16 protein-coding genes are annotated in these 22,776 nt (G+C 35.0%); all 16 read left to right on the top strand.

Going from position 1 to position 22,776, the window contains the following annotated elements; genetic code table 11:
* Positions 1-159: 159 nt before the first annotated feature.
* The 16 genes from EDD63_RS08440 to EDD63_RS08365 all read left to right on the top strand — a co-directional run bounded on the left by EDD63_RS08440 (position 160) and on the right by EDD63_RS08365 (position 22,578).
* On the top strand, positions 160-609 hold the full coding sequence (locus tag EDD63_RS08440; RefSeq protein WP_166667592.1) for a MarR family winged helix-turn-helix transcriptional regulator: 450 nt from the start codon (positions 160-162) through the stop codon (positions 607-609).
* A complete protein-coding gene (locus EDD63_RS08435; RefSeq protein WP_134170408.1) occupies positions 606-2,867 on the top strand; it encodes an ABC transporter ATP-binding protein in 2,262 nt (753 codons plus the stop codon). Before EDD63_RS08440 ends, EDD63_RS08435 begins: the two co-directional genes overlap by 4 nt.
* Positions 2,860-4,767 carry an ABC transporter ATP-binding protein gene (locus EDD63_RS08430; RefSeq protein ID WP_134170406.1) on the top strand — a complete coding sequence of 636 codons (1,908 nt, stop codon included), beginning with the start codon at positions 2,860-2,862 and terminating at the stop codon, positions 4,765-4,767. The genes EDD63_RS08435 and EDD63_RS08430 overlap by 8 nt, the downstream gene beginning before the upstream one ends.
* A 380-nt stretch (positions 4,768-5,147) precedes the next feature.
* Entirely contained in the window at positions 5,148-7,139 is a 1,992-nt protein-coding gene (gene recG / locus EDD63_RS08425; RefSeq protein ID WP_134170404.1) for an ATP-dependent DNA helicase RecG, read from the top strand.
* A gap of 26 nt (positions 7,140-7,165) precedes the next feature.
* Entirely contained in the window at positions 7,166-7,849 is a 684-nt protein-coding gene (gene rnc / locus EDD63_RS08420) for a ribonuclease III (RefSeq protein WP_134170402.1), read from the top strand.
* Positions 7,850-9,055, top strand: a complete 1,206-nt coding sequence (locus EDD63_RS08415; protein ID WP_134170400.1) for a D-alanyl-D-alanine carboxypeptidase family protein — start codon at positions 7,850-7,852, stop codon at positions 9,053-9,055.
* 110 nt (positions 9,056-9,165) lie between these two features.
* Positions 9,166-13,539: a PolC-type DNA polymerase III gene (locus tag EDD63_RS08410; protein ID WP_243833757.1), complete on the top strand. Its 4,374-nt coding sequence runs from the start codon at positions 9,166-9,168 to the stop codon at positions 13,537-13,539.
* A gap of 100 nt (positions 13,540-13,639) precedes the next feature.
* Complete coding sequence (locus EDD63_RS08405) at positions 13,640-14,098, top strand: RNA polymerase sigma factor (RefSeq protein ID WP_134170398.1); 459 nt, start codon at positions 13,640-13,642, stop codon at positions 14,096-14,098.
* Position 14,099: 1 nt separating this feature from the next.
* Positions 14,100-15,308, top strand: coding sequence for a hypothetical protein (locus EDD63_RS08400; RefSeq protein ID WP_134170396.1), 1,209 nt, complete (start codon positions 14,100-14,102; stop codon positions 15,306-15,308).
* 230 nt (positions 15,309-15,538) lie between these two features.
* On the top strand, positions 15,539-15,994 hold the full coding sequence (gene mraZ / locus EDD63_RS08395) for a division/cell wall cluster transcriptional repressor MraZ (RefSeq protein ID WP_134170394.1): 456 nt from the start codon (positions 15,539-15,541) through the stop codon (positions 15,992-15,994).
* Entirely contained in the window at positions 15,991-16,956 is a 966-nt protein-coding gene (rsmH, locus tag EDD63_RS08390) for a 16S rRNA (cytosine(1402)-N(4))-methyltransferase RsmH (RefSeq protein WP_134170392.1), read from the top strand. Before mraZ ends, rsmH begins: the two co-directional genes overlap by 4 nt.
* Positions 16,931-17,233 carry a hypothetical protein gene (locus tag EDD63_RS08385; protein WP_134170390.1) on the top strand — a complete coding sequence of 101 codons (303 nt, stop codon included), beginning with the start codon at positions 16,931-16,933 and terminating at the stop codon, positions 17,231-17,233. The genes rsmH and EDD63_RS08385 overlap by 26 nt, the downstream gene beginning before the upstream one ends.
* 14 nt (positions 17,234-17,247) lie before the next feature.
* Positions 17,248-19,488: a penicillin-binding transpeptidase domain-containing protein gene (locus tag EDD63_RS08380; RefSeq protein ID WP_134170389.1), complete on the top strand. Its 2,241-nt coding sequence runs from the start codon at positions 17,248-17,250 to the stop codon at positions 19,486-19,488.
* A gap of 10 nt (positions 19,489-19,498) precedes the next feature.
* Positions 19,499-20,455 carry a phospho-N-acetylmuramoyl-pentapeptide-transferase gene (gene mraY, locus EDD63_RS08375; protein WP_134170388.1) on the top strand — a complete coding sequence of 319 codons (957 nt, stop codon included), beginning with the start codon at positions 19,499-19,501 and terminating at the stop codon, positions 20,453-20,455.
* The gene (murD, locus tag EDD63_RS08370) at positions 20,456-21,769 is read left to right on the top strand and encodes a UDP-N-acetylmuramoyl-L-alanine--D-glutamate ligase (RefSeq protein ID WP_134170386.1); all 1,314 of its coding nucleotides are present in this window, start codon (positions 20,456-20,458) and stop codon (positions 21,767-21,769) included.
* Positions 21,766-22,578 (top strand): undecaprenyl-diphosphate phosphatase, encoded by an 813-nt coding sequence (locus tag EDD63_RS08365; protein WP_134170385.1) that lies wholly within the window; start codon positions 21,766-21,768, stop codon positions 22,576-22,578. The genes murD and EDD63_RS08365 overlap by 4 nt, the downstream gene beginning before the upstream one ends.
* Positions 22,579-22,776: the final 198 nt, after the last annotated feature.

The following is a 22,776-nucleotide window of genomic DNA, read 5'->3' as shown; positions in this document are numbered from 1 at the left end:
TGCTTTCAATGATATGTAATGTGAAACTTGATATACTTGTTCGAGTAAAAAGGAAAAATATTTTTATTAGGAGAGAAAAAATAGGTTGACATAACAGTTAAGTGCGTGTATTATTCAATTACTTAAATGTTAAGTAACTTAAGTATTGCGGAGGTGAGTATGCCAAGTAAAGATCGTGCGAGAAAATTTAGAGAAATGATGTATATGGCACGTCGTTTAAAACCAAGAGAGGATTGCCATGAAATAAAGCATCAAGATATGATGTTTTTAAATGGAATTAAGAAAATTGGAAATGGAGAACCAATTAAAATTAGTCAAATTGCCAAGAAATTCCGTTTTAGTGCACCAGCTGCGACGCAAGTTGTGCGTAAACTTGAAGAACGTGGTTTGGTTGAACGTATTATTCGAGATGACGATCGAAGAAGTGTTTACATTCAAGTATCTGAATTAGCAAATATAGAAATTCGTAAAATTGAAACCCAAATGAATCAACGCGTAAATGCAATTCTTGATTATTTAGGTGATGAAGATACGGATCAACTATTTCGTATTATGGAGAAAATGGTGAAATACCTTGACGAAGAAGAGAAGGAAAGGAACTGCAAATGATAAGAACGTTTAAATACTTAAAGAAGTATTGGTGGATGTTACTGATGGTTGTGGGTTTATTATATGGACAAGCACAAGCAGAATTAGCGCTACCAGATTATATGAGTGACATCATCAGTAACGGTATACAAGCTGGTGGGTTCGATAGTGGTGTCCCTGAGATGATGAGTAAGGATACGTATGACCATACGTTGATTTTTATGAATACTAAAGAAGCAAAAGTGATGGAAGATAGTTATGAATATATCGCATTTGCGGATATTAAAAATGACGAACTACCTGAAGAAATCGATTTATCAAATACAAGCGTTATTAAAGATAGTGGGATTTATGTACTAAAAGATCTTAGTGATGCAAAATTTGAAAAACTGGATGAAGTAATGAATGTTCCATTCCTTATGGTGAATGGAATGGAAAGCATTAGTAATGGAAATGCAAGTTACTTGGATGAAGATCAAGCAAAACAAATGCAAGAAGTCATGGACAATCTTCCAGAAGGTATGAGTATTTTTGATGCCTTACAAATGCAACCAAAAGAAGAAACATTAAAGATGGTTGATGAGCAAAAAGCAAAATTGGAAGAGCTTGGTTCTATGGCAAGTATGTCAATGGTGAAAGGTGAATATGAACGTTTAGGTGTAGATACACAACGGGTTCAAAACAATTACATCTTTGCCACAGGAACAAAGATGCTTGCAATTTCACTAGGTGGAGTAATTTGTGCTATCTTAGTTGGATTCATCGCGAGTTTAATTGGAAATGGTGTTGCTAGGCGAATGCGTCAAGATGTATTTGAAAAAGTGGAAAGTTTCTCAAATGAAGAATTCAATAAATTCTCAACAGCAAGTTTGATTACACGTACAACAAATGATATCCAACAAATTCAAATGATTCTAATTATGGGAATGCGAATTATTATTTATTCACCAATTCTAGCCTTTGGTGCGATTATGAGGGTGTTGAATGATGGTTCGGGTATGATTTGGATTATTGTGTTAGTCGTTGCAGTTATTATGGGTATTATGGCTACTACATTTGCAGTTGCTGGTCCAAAATTCAAAATCGTTCAAAAACTAATTGATAAAATCAACTTAGTTATGCGTGAAGACTTAAGTGGAATGTTAGTTATTCGTGCTTTCCATACTGAAAAGTATGAAGAAGCAAGAATGGAAAAAGCAAACCGCGATCAAATGAAAGTACAACTATTTACTGGTCGTACGATGGCAGTAGTTATGCCGCTAGTGCAATTTATTTTCAGTGCGACAAGTTTACTTATTGTATGGGTTGCAGCACATCAAATTGATTTAGGTAATATGCAAATTGGTCAAATGATTGCCTTTATTCAATATGCGATGCAAATCATTATGTCATTTATGATGATTGCGATCATTTCAATTATGCTGCCAAGAGCATCTGCATCAGCTGCACGTGTATTTGAAGTGTTGAACACAAAATTACATATTCAAGATCCAGAAACTCCAAAAACATTCGATACAAATGAAAAAGGATATGTGGAATTCAAAAATGTTTCGTTCCGTTACCCAGGAGCGGAAGAAGATGTATTACATGATATTAGTTTTGTGGCAAAACCAAGACAAACTACTGCGTTCATAGGAAGTACAGGATCTGGAAAAAGTACAATTGTGAATTTGATTCCACGTTTCTTTGATACAACAGGTGGAACGATCGAAGTAGATGGTGTAAACATCAAAGATGTAACCCAACAAGAACTTCGTAAGAAAATTGGTTTAGTACCACAAAAAGGAGTGTTATTCTCTGGTACAATCGAAAGCAATATTAAATATAGTGATGAAAACATGAGTGATAAGCAAATGCAACTTGCTGCAGATGTTGCACAAGCAACTGAGTTTATCTCACAAAAACCAGAAGGATTTGAAAGTGAAATCGCGCAAGGTGGATCCAATGTTTCTGGTGGGCAAAAACAAAGATTATCGATTGCTCGTGCAGTTGCTAAAAACCCAGAGATTTATATCTTTGATGATAGTTTTAGTGCCTTAGACTTTAAAACGGATGCAACAGTTCGTGAAGCATTAAATAAACTTGTTGAAAAAACAGGAAGTACGATTCTTGTGGTTGCACAACGTGTTTCTTCAATTATGCAAGCAGATCAAATTATCGTGCTTGATGAAGGAAGTATTGTTGCTAAAGGTACACATGAAGAACTTATGAAATCATGTGAGGTATACCAAGAAATTGCGTATTCTCAATTAAGTAAGGAGGAGCTAGACAATGAGTAATCAACAACAAAAACAAAGAAGAGCTCCTCAAATGGGCTTTGGTCATGGTGGAAACCGCGGTGGTACAGAAAAAGCAAAAGACTTCAAAAAAGCTGTACGTCAGATGATGGGATACATCTCTGCATATAAAATTCAATTAATCGTAATTATGATATTTGCGGTTTTAAGTACAATCTTTATGATTGTTGGTCCAAAGATTCTTGGAGAAGCAACCGATATACTAGTTACAGGAATTACCAATAAAATATCTGGTAAAGGTGGTATTGATTTTGATGGCATCTTAGACATTATTGTGAAATTGCTAGGAATGTATTTATTTAGTGCATTATGTGGTTATATTCAAGGATTTATGATGACAGGTATGACCCAAAAGATCGCCTATAACTTACGTAATGAAATTACTGAAAAAATTAATCGTTTACCACTTTCATACTTTGACAAAACAAGTCAAGGAGATGTGTTAAGTCGTGTAACCAATGATGTGGATACCTTATCGCAAGGTTTACAGCAATCCGTAACAAACTTAATTACATCTGTGATTTCAGTTATTGGATATGCAATCATGATGTTTAGTGTATCGTGGATGATGACAATTGTAGCTTTACTTGTCTTGCCATTTTCAGCAATCATTGTCATGATGATTACCAAACGTTCACAACCTCTGTTCTTTGCCCAACAACAATCACTTGGTGCATTAAATGGACACGTTGAAGAAATGTATGGTGGACACATGATAGTTAAAGCCTTTAATGGTGAAGAAGATAGTGTCCAACAATTTAAAGAATACAATGATCAACTGTACAAGTCAGGTTGGAAATCACAATTCTTAAGTGGACTTATGATGCCAATTACGCAATTTATTGGAAACGTTGGATATGTTCTTGTATGTTTAGTTGGAGGATACTTAAGTGTAAACTCGACCGTTTCGATTCTTGGTTTAACAATTACAGGTGTTGGAATTTCAATTGGTGGAATTCAATCCTTTATTACATATGTACGTTCATTCAACCAACCAATCAGTCAAATGGCACAAATTATGAACCAATTACAATCTGCAGCAGCAGCTAGTGAACGTGTCTTTGAATTCCTTGGTGAAAAAGAAATGGAACCAGATACAGCAAACCCTGTAGAAATCTATGATGAAAAAGGGAATATCATCATTCCTAGTACAGTTACATTTGATAACGTTAAATTTGGATACTCACCAGATAAAATGGTAATTAATGATTTCAGTTTACGTGTTGGTGAAGGGCAAAAAGTTGCCATCGTTGGTCCAACTGGAGCTGGTAAAACAACTATAGTAAAACTATTGATGCGTTTTTATGAGTTGAATGGTGGTGCCATTTATGTAGGGGATCACAACATTGATGACTTTAGACGTGAAGACTTACGTAGTATGTTTGGAATGGTATTACAAGATGCTTGGCTATTTAGTGGAACCGTAATGGAAAACTTGCGTTATGCAAAACTAGATGCAACTGATGAAGAAGTTTACGAAGCAAGTAAAACAGCAAGAGTTGATCACTTTGTGAAAACGTTAGATCAAGGATATAACACGATGCTTGATGAAGAAACTAGTAATATTTCACAAGGACAAAAACAATTACTTACGATTGCTCGTGCATTCTTAGCGGATCCAAAAATCCTTATTCTTGATGAGGCAACAAGTAATGTAGATACACGTACCGAAGTGCTTATTCAAGAAGGAATGGATGAGTTAATGAAAGGTCGTACAAGTTTTGTAATTGCGCATAGATTATCGACAATCCGTAATGCGGATGTAATCATCGTTATGGATAAAGGTGATATTGTGGAAATTGGAGACCATGATGAGCTATTGGCAAAAGATGGTTTCTATGCAAAACTATACAATGCACAATTTGAGGAAGGCGAAGAATAGTCATCCTATAAAAACCCTGTATATATGCAGGGTTTTATGTTAATTGATTGTTATATTAATATAAGCATATTATCATTATAATATTGACATTATAAAAAAATAATTTATAATTTAATTAAGGATATAGTTATTTAGCTATTAGGGAAGGGACGTAATTATATCTGATGATCTTTGCCAAAAGATCCTTACCTGGAGAAGTGGTAGATGTTGCTCTATCACTTTTCTTAAGATATAAAAAAGATAATAATGCGTAAACATAAAAAGACTTCTTCCAAGTAATTCTCTCTCGTAAAGAAGTCTTTTTATGTTGTATAAATGGATGAAAGCATCAAAGAGTGCAAACTTTTCATTTTCTTGTTTGCAAATGGTATAATCTAGATATGGATTTGAAAAGTATTAAAGTGACACCAAAGAAACGTGAGATTTTGCAACTGATGCATATTGATTCTGTAGAAGACTTATTGGTGCATTATCCGTTTCGTTATGAAGACCAAAATGTAAAACCTTTTGCGGATTGGTTACTTGAAGAAAAGGTCTTTTTTTCGTGTACGATTATCAATCAAGCAAAAGTTCAATACTTTGGTGGAAAACGAAGTGTGACACGTTTTAAAGCGATGTATGATGAAGAAGAATTGAGTCTAACATTATTTAATCGTCCTTGGATTTCAGCATTTCGTGTCGGACATACGATTACGGTTTCAGGTAAATACCAGGGAAATGGTAAAGTGCTAGTCATGTCATATAATACACAGCCGATTGAAGAACAACTAGGGATTATTCCTGTCTATAATACAAAAGATGGACTCTCACAAAAGGATTTGCGTAAGTATCTAGCAAATGCATTAGATAGTTGCATGATTGAAGAGTTTATTCCTGATACTTTAAAAGAAACCTATAAGCTAGTATCACGCAAGCAAGCACTACATGATATTCATTTTCCAAAAAACTATGAGTCAGTGAAGCAAGCGATTCGGTATTTGAAATATGAAGAATTTTTAAAATTCCAATTAACGATTCAATATTACAAAATGGTAAATGTAGAAAAGAGTAAGGTTGCGAAAGTATTTGCGATAGACAAAGTTGAGCAATTAATCCAAGGATTACCATATATGCTTACAGACGATCAAAGACAAGCGATATCAGAAACTTTAGCTGATTTACAATCTACACATATAATGTATCGCTTAGTTCAAGGGGATGTCGGAAGTGGAAAAACAATTGTAGCGACTATTGCAATGTATGCAAACACGCTAACTGGTATGCAATCTGCACTACTTGCACCAACTGAGATACTTGCTAAACAACACTATGCCAATGTCGAGCGTGTATTAAAACCCTATGATGTGCGGGTAGGCTTACTTTACTCTGCACTGCCTGCAAAAGAAAAACATGAAATTATCGATGCGATTGCAGCAGGTGATATGGATGTGATTGTAGGAACCCATGCATTATTTCAAGAAGCAATACAATATAAAAACCTTGGTTTAGTTATTGCAGATGAGCAACATCGTTTTGGTGTGGAACAACGAAGAAAACTGATTGAGAAAGGAAATGATGTAGATTTTCTTTTAATGAGTGCAACACCGATTCCTAGAACGCTAGCAACTTCATTGTATGGAGATATGGATGTAAGTAGTATTGAACAAATGCCAGCAGGAAGAAAACCATCGATTACAAAACTAATTAAAGAAAGCAGTATTCGTAGCATTATGGGTGAATTAAAAGATTTACTTGATGCAGGTAATCAATGCTATATCGTATGTCCTGCAATTGAAAAGAATAATGATTTAAAACTGAGAAATGTAGAAGAAATCTACCATAACTTGCTTCCGGTATTAGGAAAGATGTATCATCTTGATTATTTACACGGAAAGATGAGTAGCGAACAAAAAGATGAAATCATGCAGCAATTTAAGCGTAAAGAGATCGATATTCTGATAGCGACAAGTGTGATTGAAGTTGGTGTTGATGTCCCAGATGCGAACATCATGATTATCTATGATGCAGAGCGTTTTGGCTTGAGTCAAATACACCAATTACGTGGTCGTATTGGTAGAGCTGGAGGGCAAGGATATTGTTACTTACTATCAAACAGTAAAGATCCAGATAGTATTCGCAGAATGGAAATACTGTGCGAAAGTAATGATGGATTTGAAATCGCAAAACAGGATTTAATGATACGTGGTCCTGGGGATTTATTAGGTAGCAGACAAAGTGGAATTCCTGGTTTTATCCTTGGTGATGTCATCATGGATGAAAATATATTAGAAGTCGCAAAAAAGGATGCTTTGGTGTTATTACAACACTTGGATAACTATCCAAGCATCGCAAGGTATGTTAAGGAAAAAGAATACACAAGTACTATGGATTAAGGTATACTTGAGAAGAGGTGAAATCAATGAATGCAATTTTTAAATGGCTTGATGCACATAATATTCCATATAAAAATAAGGATATTATTTTACAAGCATGTGTACACACATCCTATTTAAATGAACATGCAGAATTACCAGGAGATAATGAACGCTTGGAATTCATGGGGGATGCAGTATTACAATTATGGACAACGGATTTATTGTTTCATCATGAACCAATGTTGAATGAAGGACAAATGACAACGCTTCGTTCACAGTTGGTTCGTGAGGAAGCACTAGCAGAATATACAAAAGAACTTGGTTGGGATAAGTTTTTATTGTTAGGAGTTGGGGAAGAAAAATCAGGAGGAAGAGAGCGAAACTCATTACTTTGTGATTTGTTTGAAGCAATTCTTGGTGCTATTTATATTGATTGTGGATATTCATATGTTGCTCAAATTCTCCAAGAGGTAATCCCAAAATATGTAGATGCACCAAAAGCGGATGAAGTTGTTGACTACAAAACAAAACTACAAGAGTGTATTCAAGCAGATACGCGACAAACTGTAACATATCATTTACTACGCTCAACTGGACCAAGCAACAACCCGCATTTTGAAATGGAAGTTCGAATGGATACAATTGTACTTGGAAAAGGTAGTGGATCAAGCAAGAAAAAAGCAGAACAAGCTGCTGCTAAAGATGCATTTTTGAAGGTTGCACGGTAGATGAAAGTACTACTCGCTTTACAACTGTGTCTATCGTTTCTAGGTATACAGAAGCATAATGAGCAAATCGAACTAAAAGCACCGTATGCGGTTGTATATAATGTTGAAGATCAACATGTGCTGTATGATAAAAACGGAGATGCTTTGATGTATCCTGCAAGCATGACCAAAATGATGAGTGCAATTGTTGCTTTTGAGAAAATTGAAAACGTAGAAGATACAGTTACGATGAGTGACGAAGCATGGACAGGTTTAGTTGAAGCAAATGCAAGTGTAGCTAACTTTCCAGTAGGTGCTACTGTAACGTATCAAGACTTATTAGCAGGCTTGCTATTACCAAGTGGTGCAGATGCAGCAAATCAACTTGCCATTAGTTTGTTTGGTAGTCAAGAATCGATGGTTGATGCAATGAATGAAAAGGCAAAACAACTGGATTTAGTAAGTACACACTTTGATAATGTAACTGGATTGCATGAAGATACACATGTAAGTACTGCACATGAAATGGCACAAATTACGGCATATGCGATTTCAATTCCTGAACTTAAGGAAATCATGTCTCTTGATGTCTATGATGTAAAATCATTAAATATTAGACTACATAGTACAATTTCAGGATTATATGAAGAACTCAAACAAACAAGTGGATCCATTGAAGGTGGAAAAACCGGATATACACCAGAAGCAGGTGTTTGTTTAGCCAGTTTTCAAGAAACTGAAGATGGCTTGATGGTATCTGTTATTGCTAAAGTAGATGAAAATACACGAGCAGATGTCATTACGATGACTGAAGAATTATTTAGTTATATTGATGAAAACTTTCAACGTATCACATTTGTCGAAAAGGGTGATATTGTAAAAGAGGTAGGCGTACGTTTTAGCGACCGCAAAACGATTGAGCTAATGGCAAATGAAGAAGTATCACGTGTCTTGCCAAATGATTTGAATTACTCGATTATCGTAGATACACAAGAATCATTTGATGCACCAATTACTCTTGGTGAAACTTTAGCACAAATTAAAATTGAAAGTGAAAGTTTAAGTGAGCCAATCTATGTAGAAGCAGTAGCTGCAAATGCTGCGAAATATAGTGTATTTGCATACATCCTACATTATCTACAACTGTATTGGTATCTTGCAGTTATCGGTGTTGCAGCAATTGCTTTTGCTGGATATCACATCTATAAAAAATATAAACAATCGTAAAATAAAGAGGTGCACATCAAGATGCATTTCTTTTCATATTTTATGTGAGCGACCCTTTCAAAGGGTGGTGTATTTTGCTATAATGGAAGACAGAAATTGGTGGTAGGAATATGAATCAAGAAGTATATGAAATTGCACTGCAAATTGGTGTAAACGAAATGGATGTAGATGAATTTAAAGATGCGGTTTTTACTAAAAAACCGGTTTTTTATCGTGAGAAGAATACCTTAGCAATGGAAATTCAAACACAAGCACCGATTGGATTACAAACCTATGAACAGTTTGTAAATAAGATGATTGTGCACTTTAAATGTAAAGTGGATATGCAACTTTCATGTCATAAACAGACCATGAATGCAACTGCACTGAATCAATACATACGTTTTATTGCAAATAAACAAAAAGAACTTACTGTTTTTGCCAAGACTTTTGCGAAAATCGAAGGAGAAAAAATTGTATTCTCATATGAAAGTGTAGAAGCACAAAATGAGGCGAAGAGTAAAACCCAACAAATGGCACATGAGTTAGAACACTATGGAATTTGTTTGCCTCTTGTAGTGGAAGATTTTACAGTGGATACAGAAGTAGAAGTTGTGAAGGTGGATTATGATCTTGAACAACGCCAGGTTGTCCAAGAAAGTGTAAAACCAATGAGTTATCAACCACGAATGAAAATGGAGAACTATCCATTAACACCAATTCGTGATTTGATGGATGGAATGGAAGAAGTAAAAATTCGTGGAGAAATCTTCTTAACGGATATTAAAGAAATTCAAAATGGAAAACAAATTCGTTCATTATATTTAGTAGATAAAGATGCGTGTATCAAAGCACAACGTTTTGAGAAAACCGCAGATGTATTACCTGAAGATAACTTCAAAGAAGGAGATACAGTTGAAATCAGTGGAAAAGTTCAATATTCCACTTGGGATAAAGATGTTGTATTTAATGCAAATGGACGTGGACGCTCGATTGTTAAAGTGCCAAAAGTAAGAAAACAAGATCATGCAAGCAGAAAACGTGTAGAACTTCATGCACATTCAAAACTAAGTGAAATGGACGGAGTAAGTGCAATTGCTGATTATATTAAGCAAGCAAATGCATGGGGGCATGATGCATTTGCAATTACAGATCATAATGTTGTTCAAGGCTATCCAACAGCACAACGTTTGGTGAATGGTATCAATAGTGATCGTGAAAAGAAATTTAAAATGATCTATGGAATTGAAATGAGTATGATTGATGATGAGTTAAATATCGTTTACAATCCTACAAATGTTGATATTCATAATGCACGCTATTGTGTGTTTGACCTTGAGACGACAGGTCTATCAAGCAAGTATGATCACATTATCGAATTTGGGGCACAAATCATTGAAAACAATATGCCAAAAGAAACCATGCAAATGTTTATTAAGCCACCAGTTCCTATTTCAGCAAAGATTACTGACTTAACAAATATTAGTAATCAAGAAGTAGAAAATGCAAAAAGCATTGAAGAAGCAATGGATGATATTCTTGATTTTATCGGTGATAGTATACTTGTTGCGCACAATGCAGGATTTGACTATGGCTTTATGAATGAAGCACTTGTTCGCATGGGAAAAGAGAAACTGACAAACCCAGTGATTGATACACTAGATTTAGCAAAAGCGCTGTTAACAGAATCAAAGCGTTTTGCCTTAGGGAATGTTGCTCGTCACTATAAAATTACCTACGATGCAGATGTTGCCCATAGAGCAGATTATGATGCGCAAGTATTAGCAGAGGTATTCTTACGTATGCTTCAGCAAATGAAGCCACAGAAGACACTCATGGATGTATTATCGCTAAATAAAGTGAAAGAGATTGGTAGTATTCGTGATAAGCATATTGTTGTGCTTGCCAAAAACCAACAAGGAATACAAGATATCTACGAATTGGTAAGTAGTTCTCATACGGAATACTTAGCTGCCGTTAGTAAAAGTAATAATAAACCAATTTGTCAGCCTAGAATTCCACGCAAAGAAATCGAAAAGAAAAAACAAGCAGGAAATCTTTATATTGGAAGTGCGTGTCAAAACGGAGAAGTTTTTGATGCAGCGATGACGAAAAGTGACGAAATTGTTAAGGAATTAATGAAATTCTATGACTATATTGAAGTGCAACCACCTGCAAACTATATGAACTTAGTGAATCGTGGAGCACTTAATTCCATCAAAGAAGTAGAGATGATATTAAGTAATATCATTGAACTTGCAAGAGGTATGGATAAAATGGTGGTCGCTACTGGTGATGCTCACTATGTAGAAGAAGAAAAAAAAGAAGTGCGTGATATCTTTATCAACGCACAAGGAATTGGTGGAGTACGACACCCCCTATATATTTATAAAAAGGAAATTCGTCGTTCTACTTCAGCACCAGATCAACATTTTCGAACGACACAAGAAATGTTAGATTGCTTTAAGTTTTTGGATGAACAATTGGCATATGAAATCGTTGTTGAAAATACAAATGCGATAGCTGATAGTATCGAGTATACCTATCCAGTAAAAAAAGATTTATATCCACCATCAATTGAAAACTGTGATCAAATCTTACGTGATATTTGTTATGATACAGCGCATGATATATATGGTTCAGATTTACCTCAAATTGTAAAGGATCGTTTAGAAAAAGAATTAAACAGTATTATCGGAAATGGATTTGAGGTTGTTTACTATGTAAGTCACTTGCTAGTAAAACATTCCCTTGATGATGGATATCTTGTAGGTAGTCGTGGATCAGTTGGTAGTAGTTTTGTTGCGACAATGGCAAACATTACAGAGGTAAACCCATTGGCTCCACATTATATATGTCCAAAATGTAAATACAGCGAGTTTATGGATGATCCATCAATCAACTCAGGATTTGACTTACCAGATAAAGAATGTCCGCACTGTAAAACTCATATGCGTGGAGATGGACAAAACATTCCATTTGAAACCTTCTTAGGATTTGAAGGGGATAAGGTTCCAGATATTGATTTGAACTTCTCAGGTGAATATCAAGGAAAAGCACATAAATTCTTACAAGAATACTTTGGGGATTCACACGCATATCGTGCTGGGACCATTGCCACAGTTGCTAGTAAAACTGCCTTTGGGTATGTAAAAGGATATCTAGAGGAAATGGGAAAAGAAGGTACGATGAACAATGCTCGTATAACCTATTTAGCAGAGCAATGTGATGGAGTACGTCGAAGTACAGGACAGCACCCGGGTGGAATTATCGTTTTCCCACAAGATATGAGTGTTAATGAATTTACACCAGTACAATTCCCAAGTAACAACCCATATGAAGATATGAAAACGACACACCTTGATTATCATGATATTGAAGCTAACGTGCTGAAATTTGATATTCTAGGTCACGTTGATCCAACTGCGATGAAAATCTTGGAAGAAAGTAGTGGAGTTGATGTTCGTAAAATTCCAATGAACGATCCAGATACGATGGCTATTTTCTCAAAACCGGATACGTTGATGATTGATACAACACAAAATACGGAGAAAACAGGAGCTGCTGGAATTCCTGAGTTTGGAACGAAATTCGTCCGTGGAATCCTTGAAGAAACAAAACCAAAGACCTTTAGTGAGTTAGTTACGATTTCAGGGTTGAGTCATGGTACGGATGTTTGGTTAAATAACGCAAAAAACCTTGTTGATGATGATAAAGCAAAATATCGTCAAGAGTTAGGATTAGATCATAAGCTAACACTACGCGATGTTATTGGTTGTCGTGATGATATTATGGTCGATTTAATGAAAAAAGGATTGCAACCAAAAACTGCATTTACCATCATGGAGAGTGTTCGTAAAGGACGTGGATTACGTGATGAATGGATTGAAGATATGCAAGCAAATCATGTTGAGCCATACTACATTGATTCATGTAAGAAAATTAAGTACATGTTCCCGAAAGCCCATGCGGTTGCATATGTAATGATGGCTGTTCGTATTGCATGGTTTAAAGTACATAAGCCTCTTCATTATTATGGAATGTTCTTCTCAATTCGTTGTGATGCATACGATATTGATGCAATGACCAAAGGTCTTGAAACGATCAAGGCACGCATGAGCGACATTGATCAACGTCGTAATAATCCAGAGACAAAAAATGAAGTAAGTGCAAAAGAACATAATGTATATGATGCATTAGAACTTGCACTAGAAATGTACTTACGTGGATTCAAAATTCAAAAACTTGACATTAACCGTTCACCAGCAACACGATTTGTTGTTGATGACACGCGTGATGATAGTTTGCTTCCTGCATTTACAAGTGTCGATGGTCTAGGTACCAACGTTGCGATTAGTATTGTAGAAGCAAGAAAAGAACATCCATTCATTTCAAAAGAAGATTTATTAAATCGTACGCAATTAAGTAAAACACTAGTTGATAAACTTGACCAACTAGGTGCACTTGAAGGATTGCAAGACGAAAATCAAATGTCATTATTCTAAAAAGAAAGATTTTGTATTTGTATATACGTGTATACGAAATATAAAATCTTTTTTTCGTAAAATGATGTAGTTGAAACGTATTAGTAGTGAAGGAGGGAATATGGAAAATGAAAAATATGAAGAGTATCTTCATGAGTATGCAGATATGGTATTGCGTTTAGCGTTTGCAAATGTCATGAATCGTGCAGATGCTGAAGATATAGTGCAAGAAGTGTTCATAAAACTCTATAAGCAAAAACATTTTATAAGTAATGAACATGTGAAATCATGGTTGATTCGTGTAACTATAAATCAATGTAATTCATTTCATCGAAAGTTTTTCAATAAAAAGCGAGTTGATTTGGAATTAGAATGGTTTGCTGATGATTACGTAAGTATTTCGATTCATGAAGAACTTGCACTTTTGCCAAGCCATGAACGTGTATATGTCTATCTTCATTATATTGAGGGATATACATACAAGGAAATAGGAGAAATGTTTCACAAAAGTACGAGTACGATTGCGTCGATTGTGACGCGCGCATTGAAAAATCTACGAATTCAATTACAGGAGGAATAAAATGAAACAAGATGATTACAAAAAATATATCGAAAAACAAAAAGTTAGTCCTAAGCTATATGAACAATTAGAACAAATACAAAATCACAAGAAAATAGAAAAATTCAAACCTGCGTTGATTTTTGCTTGTATCATTTGTGTTGTGATTTCTGGAATGTTTGCGTTCAGTGCATTGGATAACAACGATAATCAAACAAATGCAAATCAACATCATAATAAAGAGAAAGCACAAGCTTTTCGTAAAGATAAAAATGGTGTGTATTTATTAAAGAAAGATGTGTTGCAACAAAATATAGAGTTTTCTGATATAACTCCATATGAAACACTACCTTCATTTCATGACAAATATTGGAATACTGAGAATTTAGTGTTAACTGATTTAGATAGTCAAGAAACGATTGAAGCAGAGTACTTACCAAGTATAGAAAGTACGTTTGATTTAAATAAAGATACACGCAATTTAACGACTCGTGGTGAGGAAAAGCATCGGACAACTTACGAGTATGCATATGCAAATGGAATGACAATTTGTTTTGAACCGCATGGATATATTTCTGTGAATATAAACGATATCTCGAACTTCAACATTTCGGATAATGAAGAAGTGGTGCAATATATAACGAATTCACTTAAGAAGTTTAATGGACAAACCTATGAAACATACGATTTCTCAAGTTATATTGATAATTACGATGATGACGATTCTTATGAGAAAAAATATGTTTGTCCAACAGATATAAATGAAGCAGAAAAGACTTTATATAAATTAGAATATAAATTAGAATATAAATTAAAAGAAGACGATGGGAAGAAAAGATTGAGTTTTGAATTGCCAAATCAAAACCGATTCTCATTTGTTAATAATGTCCAAGTAATTAGTCCAAAAAAAGCTTTAACAAATATATTAGATGATTCAATTGCATCAGGTGGTTCTTTATTCTCTGATAGCGACAGTTTCGATTATGAAGCATTAATAAAACAACTTCAATCAATGGATGAAAAGGAACTTGCAAAAAAGGTTGTTGGAGTACAACTGAATTATGATTGGCACACACGAAGTAGTGACGATATGAGAGTCTATCCATATTACAATATAATGATTTCTTATGATCAGTATCCGCAAGAAGAACTTGAGAAAGGTGAAAATGCAATTGTTGTATTTCAAACTTTAGCCACGGATGACAATCTGGTATTCGCGCATAATGATTGATTAGATATTTTAAACATAATTATGACAAAAGTAAGTAATGAGTAAAATTGTTACTTACTTTTTTTGTGTTTGCATAAAACCATGCAAAATCAAAAGTTATATTACATAATATATTTTTTAATTTTTTTCACATTTTCATGTTTTGGACTATGATTTTTATTCCATATTCGCTATAATGGTGGTAGAAAGTAGCGAAAAGTGTAAGAAAATGGCGGAAAGTGGGTGATGATATGACAAATGTGTTAGCACAAGCCAATTTTATTGGTGAATATGCACACAATATAGATAAAAAAGGTCGTATTATCATTCCGGCACGTTTTCGTGATGAACTAAGCGGTAAAATCGTCGTTGCCAAAGGTTTGGATGGATGTTTAAACATCTATACACAACAGCAATGGGCAGTATTGATGGAACAACTTGCTAGTTTACCAAACACAAAAAGAGAAGCACGTGTATATCGTCGTAATATTTTGGCGAAAGCAAGTGAATGTGAAATCGACAGTCAAGGAAGAATATTGATTCCTTCAGTTCTTGTGGCAGAAGCAAAAATTGAAAAGGAATGTGTGATTGCAGGAGTGGGAAATCTTATCGAAATCTGGAGCAAAGAACGTTGGGATGCATTCATGGATGAACACAGTGATGACTTTGAAGAAGTTGCTGAAGGCTTAACGGAGTTTCTACAGTGATGAAACATTATTCTGTACTTTTAGGAGAATCGATTGAATACCTTGATATTAAAGAAGATGGAATTTATATAGATGGAACGTTAGGACGTGCGGGACATAGTAGTGAAATACTAAAACGCATTCCAAATGGTCACTTGTATGCTTTTGATAAAGATGAAACAGCAATTACTGAATCAACAAAGCGCTTATTAGAAATTGGTGATAACTTCACGATTATCCATAAAGGCTTTGAAGAGTTAGAACAAGTGATTGAAGAATATAAGATTCCAGCAATTGATGGCTTATTGCTTGATATTGGAGTAAGTTCACCACAGTTTGATGATGGTGAAAGAGGATTTAGTTATCGCTACGATGCAAGATTGGATATGCGAATGGACCAAAGTCAAAGTCTAAGTGCATATGAAGTTGTGAATACCTATTCGTTTCATGATTTAATGCATATCTTTAGAGACTATGGCGAAGAACCATTTTCCAAACAAATTGCAAGAAAGATCGAACAAGCACGAATGGACAAACCAATAGAAACGACATTTGAACTTGTTGATGTGATCAAAAGCGCATTACCTAGTAAAGTGCTTAATAAAAAAGGACACCCTGCGAAAAAGGTGTTCCAAGCATTACGTATTGAAGTAAACAATGAATTGCATGCCCTAGAACAAGTGTTAGAAACGGGAATTCAACACTTAAATGACCAAGGACGTGTGTGTGTTATCACATTCCACTCACTAGAAGATCGGATTGTGAAAAAAATATTTCAAAAATATGCAAAACCAGAAAAAACAGATAAGCGTATTCCGTTGATGCCTGATGAGGTAAAGCAAAAACCATATACGCTAATAACGAGGAAACCGATTGTCGCCAACGAGGAAGAGTTGGATGAGAATCATCGTTCGCATAGTGCGAAATTAAGAGTTCTTGGGAAGGGTAGGTTAAACCATGAAAATTGTAAAAAAGAATCGTAGAATTCGTATAGAAGGAATTGTATCACTTGTGTTCGTATTATCATTACTTATGTATTTTGCATCTGTAACACTTTTGCACTCATACAATGTAGTATTGTCATCACAAGAAACACAATTGGAACATGAAATCGGAAAAACGAAAAATGATGTGTTAAACTTGGAGTTAGAAGTTAAAAAACTTGCCAACCGTGATCGTATTATCGAAATTGCGGAAAAACACGAATTGCGTCAAAACGAAAGTCAAATTGTTTCAGTTGTGACTGGCGAAAACGAATAGATTAAAGGATATACATGAAAGCAAAAAGGAAGGTACTGAATTTTAAAAAGTCTGTAAAAACTACAGGTCGAATCGGGATAGTTATGGGCATTATCGTGTCACTTGTTGTCGCAAATGTCCTTTTTACTATGATTACAGGTGTGCATTTACGAAGTGGTGAAAATGTATTGGCTCATAAATCGGGAAGTGGTAGTTCTACGGAAACGATTGTGGCAAATCGTGGATACATTCGAGACTTCAAAGGAGAAATCATTGCGCAGGATGTCGAAAGTTATGATGTTATTGCGTATGTGGATAAAAGTCGTATAAATGCAACAAAGAAACTAGTATATGTTGTTGATGCAGATGATACAGCTAGAAAACTGGCTGAAGTTATTTCTGCTGATCCAGAAACGCAAGAAAAAGCATATCAGGATATTCTCAACAAAATAACAGAAGCACAAGCAGCTGGACAGTATCAAACCAACTTAGGTAGTTATTCACGAAATCTAACCGCCGATCAAAAAAAGCGAATTGAGGAATTAGAACTTCCAGGTTTAGATTTTGAAAAGAGTGTTGCACGTGCATATCCAACAGGACACTTTGCAAGTCAACTTGTCGGATATACAAATTATGATGATGATCGTAACTTATATGGTGTAAGTGGGTTAGAAGCATATTTCAATAAAGAATTAACTGGTAAAAATGGGCAAGTAAGTTATCAAACAGATAGTGAAAATAACCGTTTGCCAGATACACAAAAATATGTACGTCTAGCAGAAAATGGAAATGATGTATGGTTAACGATCGATTATGATACACAACTTGCAACGGAAAAAGCACTTGCGGATACAATGGAAAGTAATAAAGCAAAATATGCTTGGTGTATTGTAATGGATATCAAAACCGGACGTATTATTGCACAAGCAGGGTATCCAACATTTGATTTAAATACTAGAGAAAACATTACAAACAGTTTAAATGTTCCTAGTGAATTTCCTTTTGAGGTAGGTTCTGTAATGAAAACCTTTGTTTACGCTGCTGCGATGAATGAAGGAAAATATGTAGGTTCTGATACTTTTAAATCTGGAACTGCTATTATTGGACAAAATGAAAATGGACTTCCTGTACGTAATGATTCACTGACAGGTGCACAAGTAATTGGTACAGTAAGTGATGCCTTAGGAAAAGATAATGGGATTGTGACATTCGATCAAGGATTTATCTATTCACTAAATACTGGGATTGCTTCATTAATTACAAATTACATTAGTCCAACAACAATGATTGAGTACATGAAAAAATTTAAACTTTTTGAGCCGTTGAATATTTATGGGTTAAATGAAGTGGATGGTACCTTAAATGAAAATCATCCATTCGATATTATGTCACTTGGATTTGGACAAGCAAGCACAGTGAATACATATCAATTATTACGTGCGACAAGTGCAATCGTAGGAGATGGTACAATTGTGGAACCATACATTGTGGAAAAAATCACCGATTCTACAACAGGAGAAGCAACATATCAAGCGGAAACGAAAAAAGGTGAACGTGTAATTTCTGAAGCAACAGCGAAACAAATGCAACATTTGATGCAACAAGTTGTTGAAGATGAACGTGGGACAGCTTCACAATATAAAATGAGTGATGTGAAAATCATCGCCAAAACAGGTACAGGGCAAATGTATGATCCAGAAATTAAAGGATATTCACCTTCGTACTATACATCCGGAGTTATTGCTGCTGCACCAGCAGATGATCCACAAATTCTCATTTACTATGGATTCCAAAGTGAGAACTTCCGTTTCTATAGTACAGATTTCTTTAAAGATATTGTGCGTGAATCACTACAATCTTTAAACAAATATACAGAATCAAGTAATCAAACTACAGAGAATAATGTACAAGTTACAGATAACTATGTAGAATATACTATGCCAAGCTTAGTAAATCATTCACTAGACTATGTGAATCGTAAACTAGATGGATTTAAAATTAAAAAGCAAGTCATCGGTGATGGTACGACAGTTATTGAGCAATTCCCACTTGAAGGTGAGAAAGTCTCAAATGCACAAAATACCTTCCTATTAACTGATGGTGCAAATATCACGATGCCAGATATGAATGGCTGGTCACGGCGTGATGTAAGTGTATTTGCCAATATGACAGGACTTAATGTCACATTTACAAATTCTGGAAATGTGAGTGGACAGTCCATTGCACCAGGGAGCGCAATTGTCAAAGGAGCAAATTTAGAAGTTGAATTAAAATAAAGGAGTTTACATGGAAGCAATCTTATATTTTGGGGTAAGTTTGATCGCGGTATTGTTGATTATGCCTGTACTTATTCCGGTACTACATAAAATCAAATTCTCACAATCAGAACGTGAAGAGGGACTTGAATCACATAAAATAAAAACTGGAACACCAACGATGGGTGGACTCATTTTTATCGTAGTTCCTGTCATCCTTGCAATTGCAATAAATCCTTCGATCTTGCAAGATGTAAAAATGATTACCGTTCTTGTTGCCTATGTGGGATATGGACTTATTGGATTTATTGATGATTTTATTATTGTTGTTCAAAAAAACAATAATGGATTGCCTCCAAGAATTAAATTTTTATTACAAGCTGCATTAGCTATTTGTTTATATTTAATCTACAAAAGTTATGGAGATAATACACTTTGGATTCCAATTTTACATATGGATATCAATATTGGATTTTTCTTCTTCTTGTTGGTGTTTTTAATGTTTACTGCAGAAAGCAATGCTGTAAACTTAACCGATGGTCTTGATGGATTATGTGCTGGTACGGTATTAATTGCACTGATTCCATTTGCGGCGTTCGCATATCAAGATAATCAAATGAACTTGTTCTACTTTATCTTAGCGGTTGCCGGTTCCTTGATTGGGTATTTACGTTTTAATATTCATCCTGCTAAGATCTTTATGGGGGATACAGGCTCACTAGCACTTGGTGGATTACTAGCAGCAATTGCACTTGTATTACGTAAAGAAATATTACTTGTAATTATTGGTGGGTTATTCTTAATGGAGACACTGTCAGTAACTATTCAAGTTCTATCATTTAAAACTAGAGGAAAACGAGTATTTCGAATGGCACCATTACATCATCACTTTGAAATGGGGGGGATGAAAGAAACGAAAGTTGTTTGGATGTTCTATGGAATCTCTGTAGTATTAGCTATATTAGGATATGTGATTGGAGTGATATAGATGAATAAGGTACTTGTGATTGGTGCAGCTCGTAGTGGAATTGCAGTAAGTAAACTACTGAAACAACATCAATATGAAGTCATTTTGACTGATCAAAATCAAATCAAAGAAAAAGTTGAACTGGAAGCACTTGGCATTCAAGTATTTGATCAGGGGCATCCAGAGTCCTTAAAAGAAATGGATTATGATTTCATTGTGAAAAATCCGGGAATTCCATATCATGTGGATTTTGTGGCTTATTTTGTGAAGCAGAATACTCCAATCTATACAGAAATTGAAATTGGGTATCGCTTTGCGAAGCATTTTACGTATGGAGCAATCACAGGAACCAATGGAAAAACAACAACGGTTACGATGTTATATGAAATATTAAAAGCACATAGTACAAGTTTTGTTGCTGGAAATATTGGAATACCACTTAGTGAAGTAGTATTACAACATGAAAATGCAACTGCAAATATTGCACTAGAGTTAAGTAATTTTCAATTACTCGGTGTGGATACATTTAAAGCAAAAGTGAGCTGTGTAACCAATTTAAGTCCAGATCACTTAGATTATATGGATGGGGTTGCATCCTATTATCAATCAAAAATGAAGATCTATGAACATGCAGATCCTGATGCGTATTTTCTAAGAAATCTAGATGATGCACAAGTTGTAGAATATGCAAAAAACATACCTTGTCGTGTTCTAGATTATTCCTTAGATAAAGAAACTGACATTTATTTGCAAGCAAATCAAGTGTATTACCACGATGTAAAACTTTTTGATACAAATTCATTGCAAGTTGTTGGTAAACATAATATCAGTAATGCAATGGTTGCAAGTGCAATGGCATATTTGATGGGTGTAGATACTACTACGATTCAAAATGTACTTGCAAGTTTCAAAGGTGTAGAACACCGATTGGAGTATGTAACAAGCATCAATGATATTCGTTTCTTCAATGATTCAAAGGCAACCAATCCTGAAGCAGTTGTTCCTGCATTGGAAGCATTTGATAAAAACATTATCCTTCTAGCAGGAGGATATGATAAAAAGTTATCATTTGATATTTTAAAAGCCTATGATGATCGAGTAAAAATGTGTTTTAGTTTTGGCCAAACCAAACATGCATTTAAAGATATTTTTACAAATACACATGAATGTGAGACAATGCAACAAGCAGTGCATGAAGCATATGCAATTGCAAAACCAGGAGATGTGATCTTACTTTCTCCTGCATGTGCAAGCTATGATCAATTCACGTCATATGAACAACGTGGAGAACTATTCAAAGAATGTGTACATGAGTTGTTAGGAGAAAGAAAATGAATATACTAATTGAAATTATTAAGGCAATAATTCTTGGAATTATCCAAGGAATTACAGAGTGGTTGCCAATCAGTAGTACAGGGCACCTTATCTTATTTGAACAAATTATGCCATTTGGTGATGCAAAGTTCTTTGAACTATTCAAAGTCATCATTCAATTTGGTTCGATTTTAGCGGTTTGTATTTTATACTTTAATCGCTTGAACCCACTTACAAAAAGAAAAAATGAAGTTCAAAAAAAGGCAACTTGGGACTTATGGCTAAAAATCATTATTGGTTGTATTCCTGGGGGAATTGCTGGAGTCTTCTTAGATGATATCATTGAGGATATCTTAAGTGGAGTTGTTGTTATTGCAATTGCCTTAATCTTCTATGGAATTATCTTTATCATTATTGAAAATCGCAAACGATTGCCAAAATATACAAAGCTTGAAGAGCTTGACTATAAAACGGCATTTGGAATTGGATGTTTCCAAATGCTTGCCTTAGTTCCAGGAACAAGTCGTTCTGGATCAACAATTATTGGTGCTACGATTTTAGGCTGTTCACGTTCGGTAGCTAGTGAGTTCTCATTCTTTCTAGCGGTACCAATGATGGCTGGGGCAAGTTTATTAAAGTTAATCAAAATTGGATTGAACTTTAGTGGATTACAAATTGCCATGTTACTTATTGGAACACTTGTATCGTTTATCGTAAGTATCTTTGCGATTCGTTTCTTACTAAACTACATTCGCAAACACGATTTCAAAATCTTTGGATACTACCGCATCGTTCTTGGAATCATCATTTTATTATTAATGTTTATATAAGTAAAAGCATCTTGCCTTTTTGGGTAAGATGCTTTTTAGGTGTGCCAGGCATGGTGCATATCTAGTTGGTGAAAGTCCAACCGCAGGTGTTACCGCTAAGCGTAGTGAACCACAAGCCGAAGTCGGTGACGACGGGGTGAAGGAAGTGGTGTAGCAAGTCTTTCGAGCCTACGAACAGAAACTTGATATAAGGCTAAA

The sequence above is a fragment of the Breznakia blatticola genome, from assembly GCF_004365815.1.
In the GTDB taxonomy this organism is placed as follows: domain Bacteria; phylum Bacillota_I; class Bacilli_A; order Erysipelotrichales; family Erysipelotrichaceae; genus Breznakia; species Breznakia blatticola.
Note: the sequence above shows the minus strand (reverse complement) of the source record. Positions and strands in the feature narration are given on the sequence as shown.